Raw genomic sequence first — 8,364 nt, 5'->3', positions numbered from 1 at the left:
TGCTTAAATTATACACCAAAAGTGGATTCCTCGGAATCCACTTTTGTATTTGCAGAAAAAAAAAGAGCCATCTCGTAATAGAAATTACTTTCTATTTTGAGACAGCCCCTTCATTTGCAAAGCTAATTTAGTTATTATCATTCATTTCATTACTTCTTCTTATTATTTAAAATAATAATTTTTGTGATTATATTTTTGATTTAATTGTGTGTCTTTTGTCTGCCTTTTATATATCTTATAATACACAAAATAGAATAATCCAATACCTATTAAAGAACCTACAAAATCTATCATTACATCACTTACTAATGATGTTCTACCAGGTACAAATAATTGATGGAATTCATCACCATTTGCAAATAATAGACATATAAACATTATAGTAGTTAATGCCTTCTTTCCCCTCATCCCTATTAAGAATAAAAAATTCGAAACAATAACTGCGAGTAAGCAGTATTCAAATGCATGAGCATTTTTTCTAATAACTAAATTTATTTTTTCATCTCTAGCACTTATGGGTAGTACACCCTGCTTTGATTTATTTGAATCTGTTTTACCTTCTACATCATACTTAACATCCCTTATCGATTGAACTATTCCATAACTTCGTAAATTTGATAATGAACCAGATCTAGAAGAATTATAAAATATAAATCCCATTGCTAATACGCATAGTACGATTGCTAATTTCTTCAATATATCACCATCCAGTTTTACGATAGTCTATATTATAACACGTATCACCTTATAAATCTTAATACTGCTACTTTTTCAGCTTTTGCCTATTTCCCCTTCTTATTTATACCCATCCATTTTCCAATTTTTCTTTATGCACTTACATATACTAAGTTGCTAACGCAATTTCATTACAATAAACATACTATCTACTGTTTTATGGTGGCTTAATGAGAATTATGAATTTTACTTTTATTAATATTTCATAAACACTTGACATATTAGTTTATAAAAAGTAATATTAGTAACAATTAGACTATAATAAGCAAAAAAATATGAATAATTTGCGAACAATATAATTCATTAGGGGCAATATAATCACTATGTTTTAATAATAAAGTGAATTATTTCATTTTTAAGCTCCCATTTTTAAGCATAGCACATAATATAATTTTAGAATACTGTTTTAAGTCAAATGAATTATTTCTTTAAATATATTTCATATTATCTATATTTATAAATGCTTTATTTAGAAAATTATAAAAAGCTACATATACGAAGTCGTTTTTAAGACATATTTAATGTCATTATTATAAATATTTTTGTTGAAAGGATGATATATTATGAAAAGTAGAAAACCGGCATTTTTTATTGGATTTGGCATTCCATTTTTTGGATTAGTTGTTTTATTTCCTTTATACAACCGAATTTATCCAGTAATAATGGGATTTCCATTTATGTATTTCTGGATTTTCTCATGGTTATTTTTAACTTCCCTTTGTTTATATATTGCATTTAAAATTGATCCCGCAAATAAAATTGACGAGTAAATCTAATAAAATATTGATAGTTAACTAGAGAGGAGCATAAATAAATGATAGCAATTATAGTATTTTTTTCAATTTTAGCATTCTCCGTTGTTATAGCAATATTATCTAAACGTGGTGCAATAAATTCAAACATGAGTGAAGTTATGACAGCTGGTGGTTCTTTCGGACCTTTTCTAATGTTTTTTCTTTCAGTAGGTGAAATCTACAGTATTGGTACATTAATCGGAACTCCAGGTGCTATATATTCAAAAGGTGCATCTTATGTAGTTTGGTTTATGATATATATATTGCTAGCATATCCAGTTGGATATTTCATTAATCCATACATATGGAAAATGGGTAGATTATCTAAAGCAAGTACCTTTTGCGATGCAATAGGTTGGCGTTATAACAGTAAACTTGTACAATTTGTATCTGCAACAGTAGCTATAATATTTCTTGTTCCCTGGGTACAAAATCAATTTGCAGGAATGACAATTCTTTTTAAATTTCTTAATTTAGGCTTTAGTCCTACTACAGGTATCTTAATATCTATACTTTTAGCTTTTTCGTATATTGTTATTGCAGGAATAAGAGCTCCAGCTTGGGTTAGTATTCTAAAAGATATTCTTTTAGTCCTAGGCATCGTTATTATTGGTTGTGTATGTGTAGCTAAAACTCCAGGCGGAATAACAGGGATATTTGCTAATACAATTAAAGTAGCTCCTCAAACACTGACTGTTGAGCCAAGTGCAGTTCCAAATACAATCACAATAATTATATTTCAAATGTTAGGTTTTTATATGTTACCATTCACTGCGCAAGCAACTCTGTCTGCTAGCAACAAAAGAATATTAAGAAAAAATTCAATATTAATGCCATTATATATGATTATGATGCCATTTCTTATAATAGCAGCCTACTATGCAGTTAATAATTTCAAAAATATAGCAAATCCAGATAATGCTTTACTTACAGTAGCTATAAATACCCTACCTGGTTGGGCAGTAGGATTAATCGCAGGTGGTGGTGCTTTAACTGCTATTTTTGTTATGGCTTTTGTTGGACTTACTGTTGGTGGACTATTCTCCAAAAATATTCTTGGAGTAATAAAACCAGATATCAGTGAAGGATCAATGACTCTTTGGACACGTATTATAACAGGAATATTTTTAGCAAGTAGTGCTATTTTATCACTTTATTACCCAATGCTTATGTTAGGAGTTGTGGCACTTTCATATTCAGGACTAACGCAGGCCTTTGTTTCAATACTTTTCGCATTTACATGGAAAAGAGCAACAAAGTGGGGCATATTGTCTGGACTCGTGACTAGTGTAGTTTCATTGTTTTTAATGACCACACTCCCTTACGGTATAAGTAAAGGCTTTGTAGCATTAATAATTAATTTTGTTATAACTATTATTGTGAGCTTACTTACAAAACCAGATGATGAAACAATACTACGCTATGATCAATTGACAAGTGAATAATGCTCTCTAGTTCATATTTAGTATTACTGCCTGTAGTGATTTCAACTATAAATTGAAAGCATCTGCAGGCACTAAACTCTAATAGATACTTTATTTTATATCTTTATAAATAAAGTTATGCAACTGGGTTATAGTAGACTTCATGTCAGCAACCAAATACCAAACTTTGTCTATTGTTTTACCCTCGCTGTAGCCATCCATTGGGAATCTCTCCTGTTCCAATGTTGTTATATTCGATGTAAGCATTTTTGCACCAAGCTTTATTATATCCATACTGCTTAAACTTGTTTCCGTATAAGGTAAAAGCTCAGACACAACCGACGGAAATTTCGCTAACCCTAATGACTGAACCTTTGCGCTAATAAGTGACATTACCGTTTTTTGTCTTTCAATTCTTCGATAATCGCCACCCTAGGTAAATCGTACTCGTGTATACGCAACAGCCTGAAGTCCATTTAAATTTTGTAGTCCCGGTTTTGTAATTTTGGGAACAGATTTTTTTTCTATTTTAGAAACTTCTACTATTTTATCGTTAATAGGACTAATTTCATCTTGTTTAATATCAATACTTACACTACCAATAGCATCTATTATCTTTTCAAATGAAAAGAAATCAAGAGTTATATAATCTCTAATATTCAAATTAAAATTCTCATTAATAGTTCTTATTGCAAGTTGTGGACCACCATATGCATATGCATGGGTAATCTTTGTTTGGCCATGACCTTTTATTTTTACATATGTATCTCGCATAATAGATGAGATTTTTATTTTCTTATTGTTTGAATCTATGGAAACTATCATTATAGAATCTGAAAGACTTGTTTTTTGATTTACATCCATTTTATCTACACCAAAAAAAGCAATATTAGTTATACCCTTAGCATCTTCGCCTTGAGATAATGCTTTAGCATTAATACCCAAGTTATCATCAGTTTTAGATATTTCCACAGTGTTTATTTTATTAAGTTTATAAAGACCATAACCAAATACTCCTGTGACAATTAATAAACAAATAATAAATACACTTAAAAAGACCTTCTTCTAGTTTTTATTTTTCTTCATGTTTTCTCTCCTCATCCTTTGTACAATTTAGTTGATTATTGCGATTATATAATATTTAACTTGTATCTCGTTAATTATTGCGATTATATAATAATTAACTTGTATCTCGTTAATTATTATAGCATATTTATTTAATTTTCAACCCTATTTCTATTATTTATCGACATATTTTCACAAAATCTTCCCTCTTTTTAATCTGCTTATTTCTAAAACAAAAAAACCACTAAAATTATATCTCTATAAATTTCAGTAGTTCCCTCACATGGCTGTCGCCAAGTTTTTTCATCTCTATTCTTCACTCAACTCTCCCAGTTTTCACCCCAACTTGTGCGCTTCTAAATTTGATTTAGATGCTAGTGAATGGCATCCTTTACTACTTCCCTCACATATTCAACATCTAGATCATTTATTTCTGCAATATATTCTACAGAAAGTCCTTTACTATATTGTTTAAGTACTAGTTGTTTTCTTTCTTCTCCTTTTCCTTCTTCTTTCCCTTCTTCCTTATAGTGCAATCTTCTAATCTCGTCTATACTCAATTTAAATGCACCTCCTCTTTCCCTTTTATATTCTTCATATTTCTTTTCAAACGCAATGTCTTCAGTTAAAAATAAGTATCCTAAAAAATCTACTAATGCTTTTATTTGATCATTGTTTTTAACTTTATTATAGGTTGCTAATTCATCTGATAGTTTTATTTTTGCCTCATATATATCCTCGTCTCTTGCACCGGTTTCTAATAAACTTTTCGCCATTTTAAAAACTAATTTGATTGGATTATCATCACTAATATTTTCAAGTTCCATTTTTTCTACATCAATAGTTTTAAAGTTATATATTAATATTTCATTTTCTAACTCTGGTAATTTATATACATAACTTTTATCTTTTCCACTATTACCTTTATAAGTATATATTGCTGCAGCTACTATTTCTGACCTATCTTTATTCTTATATCTAAATTTGTCCCATATCCTATAAAAATATCTAAACATTCTTTCTCCAAAAATTTCATGCCCACTAATATAACTTTGTACCTCTACATGAATAAATAAGATCTTGCTTCCTTTATCTTTTAATCTTACCTTTATTATCTTATCCGATATTATGTTTTCAGCGCTATCTTTATCAAATATATCTTTCTGTATTTCTTGCAAATCTTTATCTAATGATTCTGTTCCAAGCTCCCAAGCTATCTTATTAAATATCTCTGGGAAAAGCAATTCTACTATTTCCACTTCAAATGCTTCCAAAATTGATTTCCATGCTGCATCAAAATCATGTTTTTTTGTCAAAATTATTCACTTCCTTGTAATTCTGTATTCCTTTAATTAATTTTATTATATCATATTAATTTTTCCTTTACACTACTTTTAAATCATTAAATCATCTCCTGGGGAGCTGAAATATTAACAACTTTGGAAGCAGATTTACCTCTTGGTAGGTCTCTGGGGTAGATAACAATTATCAATTGTTATCCTGCCAACAAATCAATTTTACTAGGCTAGACAACTGCCACTTATAGAAGATGGCAGACTTGAAGCTTCCAAAATGTTGTTAAAATATTGTCGTGGAACCTTGGCTTCACGACGAAAAAACTACTCAAATATATTATTGCATATATATAAGTAGTTCCATACCCTGGCTATCGCCAAGTTTTTTGTTTCTCTTCTTTTCCCAGTTTCTTAACTTTTCTACCCAACTTTTTTTCTTTTATATCCACATCAGATGTTCCATCTTTGTCTAGATACCGCATTCCCCCGCATTCGATATTCCAGCTTCTCATGCCTATTTTATTCATTCCCATAAAATAGGCTGCTGATGCGACCACATTCCAATAAATGGATGATGCGTAGCAAATCCGTTTATTGAGTGTTACTTACCTCTCAATATAACAAATGTTATTTTTAATTTATAATAGCCCAAAATGCAACTTAACTCATTACTATATACTATTCTCTATAAAAGACATATAATTAAAAATAATGAAATTTTAGTTACTTAAAATAAATATTTCAAATTATCTAAAGGAGAATTTATATGTGCTATTATAACAACATCGAAATGTCTAGTTTTTTAAGAGAAATATACATTGAAATTGATATTAATAATCTAATAACTTTTATCACCAACAACTGCTCTACTCTATTAGGTTACTCCATTGAAGAGCTATTAAATAAAAACATCCAAAATATTCTTTCTTTTATTCCCCAAAACTCCATATCGACAACAACCTTAAAATCCTCCGTTATAACAAAAAAAGGTGTTGTTATTCCAGTTGATTTAGCAGGTTCGCAAATAGTAGATGATAAGAATAATATAATTGGGTACAGGCTCTCCTTGATTGACATATCATCATATACCCATGAGAAAATAATGAATCAAATATTTGAGCAGTCCAGGGATATTATTTATAGATCTGAGTTAAATCCAACATTTAAATTTACATATATAAGTCCTTCCATAAAAAAACTCCTAGGCTATGATGTGGAAGAATACTACACTAATCCAATGCTTATATTTAATATAGTTCACCCTGATGATCTTTATATTATTTAAAAAAAGCTTTCTAATGACACTGACTTTACTAAACATCTTTCTGCTAGATATCAACATAAAGGTGGTCATTATGTTTGGCTAGAAGAATACTGTATTCCTATATACGATGGAAATGGAACATTAGTTGAAATAGAAGGATTTAGTAGGGATATTACAGATAAAAAGCAATTAGAAGAAAGACTTAAAAAGTTGAGTTATTTAGACTGCTTAACTGGAGCATATAATAGATGTTATCTAGAAAAAGAAATCCATATTCTAAATACTAAGAAAGACCTTCCCATAGGTATTATATTTTATGATTTGGATAATTTAAAAACAACTAATGATGCTATTGGACACGAGTTTGGTGATAAATTAATAGTCCGTTTTTTTAATATATTAAAGGATACCTTTACTAAAAACTCAGTTATCGCTAGGACAGGTGGGGATGAATTTATAGTTATAATTAAAGATGTACCGCTTAATAAGGTTAAGGCTTTATTTGCAATTCTAAATGAATCAATATGTAAGCAAAATAAGCATAATCGGGAACTTCAAGTAAAAGTATCTATAGGATACTCTTTCTCTGAAACATCTATAGGAGTAACAAAACAGTTTATTAATATTGCTGATAAGAACATGTATAAAAATAAACAAAGCAAATAATTCTCAAATAAAGAGGGTGTAAATTATTTTGTGTATTCTCTTTCTTTAAGCAAAATAATTGAATTATTTAATTATGAAAAAATGTTAATATAGTTTATAAATGTTGTTACTTTGTAATTGCTTTTCAGTATATCATTTCCATTTTAAGCTATTAATATACCCTCTAAGTATTATGTTAGGGAAGTGTTGATAAGTGAATTGAGTCGTTATTGAAAAATAATATATTAACGGATTACCTTTGGGTGATCCGTTTTACTTATTTAACAGAGAAAATTGAACTATACCTCCTAGGGGTTTGAGGGACGGAGTCCCAAAGCTACGCTCCTTCATTTAAGACCTCACTAAATAATATATTGAGCTGGCTAATAACAAGGTCCCAATTTGAATATGCTCTAGTCCATTTCTTACTTACCTTTTCAGTTGCCAAATATAGCATCTTCATAAGACTATCATCGTTCGGAAATATAAGCTTTGTCTTAGTTACTTTTCTGAATTGACTGTTAAGGCTCTCTATGGCATTTGTGGTATATATAATTCTACGAATATAATCTGGAAATGCAAAGAAAGTTATAAGATTATCCCAATTATCTTCCCAGCTTTTTATTGCATTTGGATATTTACTACCCCATGTTTCTTTTGCAGACATTAAATTTTCAAGTGCAAGATCCTCATTCACTGCGCCATAAACAGCTTTCAAATCTTTTGCAAATGCCTTCTTGTCTTTATGTGGTATATATTTCATACTTGCTCTCAATTGGTGAATTATACAACGTTGTATTTTTGCAAAGGGATAGACAGCCTCTATTGCTTCCTTGAAGCCGCTTAAGCCATCTATACAAAACAACAAAACGTTCTTCAAACCTCTGTTTCTAAGGTCATTAAGTACTGAAAGCCAGAACTTACTGCTTTCATTTGTTCCTATCCAAATACCAAGTACTTCTTTTTCTCCATCCATATTTACACCTAGAACAACATAAGCTGCCTTGATTATAATATGCTTGTCGTCACGAACTTTATAGTGTATTGCATCCAAAAAAACAAATGAGTATGTTTTTTCAAGTGCCCTATTTTGCCACTCTGTAACTACAGGCATAATCCTATTTGTTATATTCGAGACCATT

General features: G+C 29.8%; 10 protein-coding genes and 1 pseudogene. 5 read left to right on the top strand and 6 right to left on the bottom strand.

What is annotated here, in order from left to right:
- Nucleotides 1-162: 162 nt before the first annotated feature.
- Nucleotides 163-696: a VanZ family protein gene (locus tag KPL37_RS18550; RefSeq protein WP_216151557.1), complete on the bottom strand. Its 534-nt coding sequence runs from the start codon at nt 694-696 to the stop codon at nt 163-165.
- A 602-nt stretch (nt 697-1,298) separates the two neighbouring features.
- Between KPL37_RS18550 and KPL37_RS18545 the strand changes: the two genes are divergently transcribed.
- Together KPL37_RS18545 and KPL37_RS18540 are read left to right on the top strand one after the other, a co-directional pair.
- Nucleotides 1,299-1,505, top strand: coding sequence for a DUF3311 domain-containing protein (locus KPL37_RS18545; protein WP_216151556.1), 207 nt, complete (start codon nt 1,299-1,301; stop codon nt 1,503-1,505).
- Between the two features lie 44 nt (nt 1,506-1,549).
- Nucleotides 1,550-2,974: a sodium:solute symporter family protein gene (locus tag KPL37_RS18540; protein ID WP_216151555.1), complete on the top strand. Its 1,425-nt coding sequence runs from the start codon at nt 1,550-1,552 to the stop codon at nt 2,972-2,974.
- A 90-nt stretch (nt 2,975-3,064) separates the two neighbouring features.
- On the opposite strand, the gene KPL37_RS19990 is transcribed toward KPL37_RS18540, so the two are convergent.
- The 4 genes from KPL37_RS19990 to KPL37_RS18525 form a co-directional block, all read right to left on the bottom strand.
- Entirely contained in the window at nt 3,065-3,346 is a 282-nt protein-coding gene (locus KPL37_RS19990) for an LCP family protein (protein ID WP_246578374.1), read from the bottom strand.
- Nucleotides 3,347-3,385: 39 nt separating this feature from the next.
- Nucleotides 3,386-3,925, bottom strand: a complete 540-nt coding sequence (locus KPL37_RS19985; protein WP_343216308.1) for an LCP family protein — start codon at nt 3,923-3,925, stop codon at nt 3,386-3,388.
- Between the two features lie 467 nt (nt 3,926-4,392).
- Nucleotides 4,393-5,334 (bottom strand): Rpn family recombination-promoting nuclease/putative transposase, encoded by a 942-nt coding sequence (locus KPL37_RS18530; protein WP_216151554.1) that lies wholly within the window; start codon nt 5,332-5,334, stop codon nt 4,393-4,395.
- Between the two features lie 350 nt (nt 5,335-5,684).
- Nucleotides 5,685-5,870, bottom strand: coding sequence for a hypothetical protein (locus tag KPL37_RS18525; RefSeq protein WP_216151553.1), 186 nt, complete (start codon nt 5,868-5,870; stop codon nt 5,685-5,687).
- Nucleotides 5,871-6,079: 209 nt separating this feature from the next.
- Here KPL37_RS18525 and KPL37_RS18520 point away from each other — a divergent pair, with 209 nt between their 5' ends.
- The 3 genes and pseudogenes from KPL37_RS18520 to KPL37_RS18515 all read left to right on the top strand — a co-directional run bounded on the left by KPL37_RS18520 (nt 6,080) and on the right by KPL37_RS18515 (nt 7,243).
- Nucleotides 6,080-6,598 (top strand): PAS domain-containing protein, encoded by a 519-nt coding sequence (locus tag KPL37_RS18520; protein ID WP_216151552.1) that lies wholly within the window; start codon nt 6,080-6,082, stop codon nt 6,596-6,598.
- Between the two features lie 57 nt (nt 6,599-6,655).
- Nucleotides 6,656-6,769 (top strand): annotated as a pseudogene (locus KPL37_RS20460) (hypothetical protein); the annotation flags it as partial.
- Between the two features lie 18 nt (nt 6,770-6,787).
- Complete coding sequence (locus tag KPL37_RS18515) at nt 6,788-7,243, top strand: GGDEF domain-containing protein (protein WP_246578373.1); 456 nt, start codon at nt 6,788-6,790, stop codon at nt 7,241-7,243.
- Between the two features lie 316 nt (nt 7,244-7,559).
- Here the strand turns inward: KPL37_RS18515 and KPL37_RS18510 are convergent.
- Nucleotides 7,560-8,364: IS256 family transposase (locus KPL37_RS18510; RefSeq protein WP_216151551.1), on the bottom strand; the 805-nt coding region annotated here is incomplete at its 5' end.

Origin of the sequence: Clostridium frigoris, from assembly GCF_018861865.1 — a bacterium.
Taxonomy (GTDB): Bacteria; Bacillota; Clostridia; order Clostridiales; family Clostridiaceae; genus Clostridium_AD; species Clostridium_AD frigoris.
The sequence above is the reverse complement of the archived record's forward strand: the minus strand, read 5'-3'. Positions and strand labels throughout refer to the sequence as shown.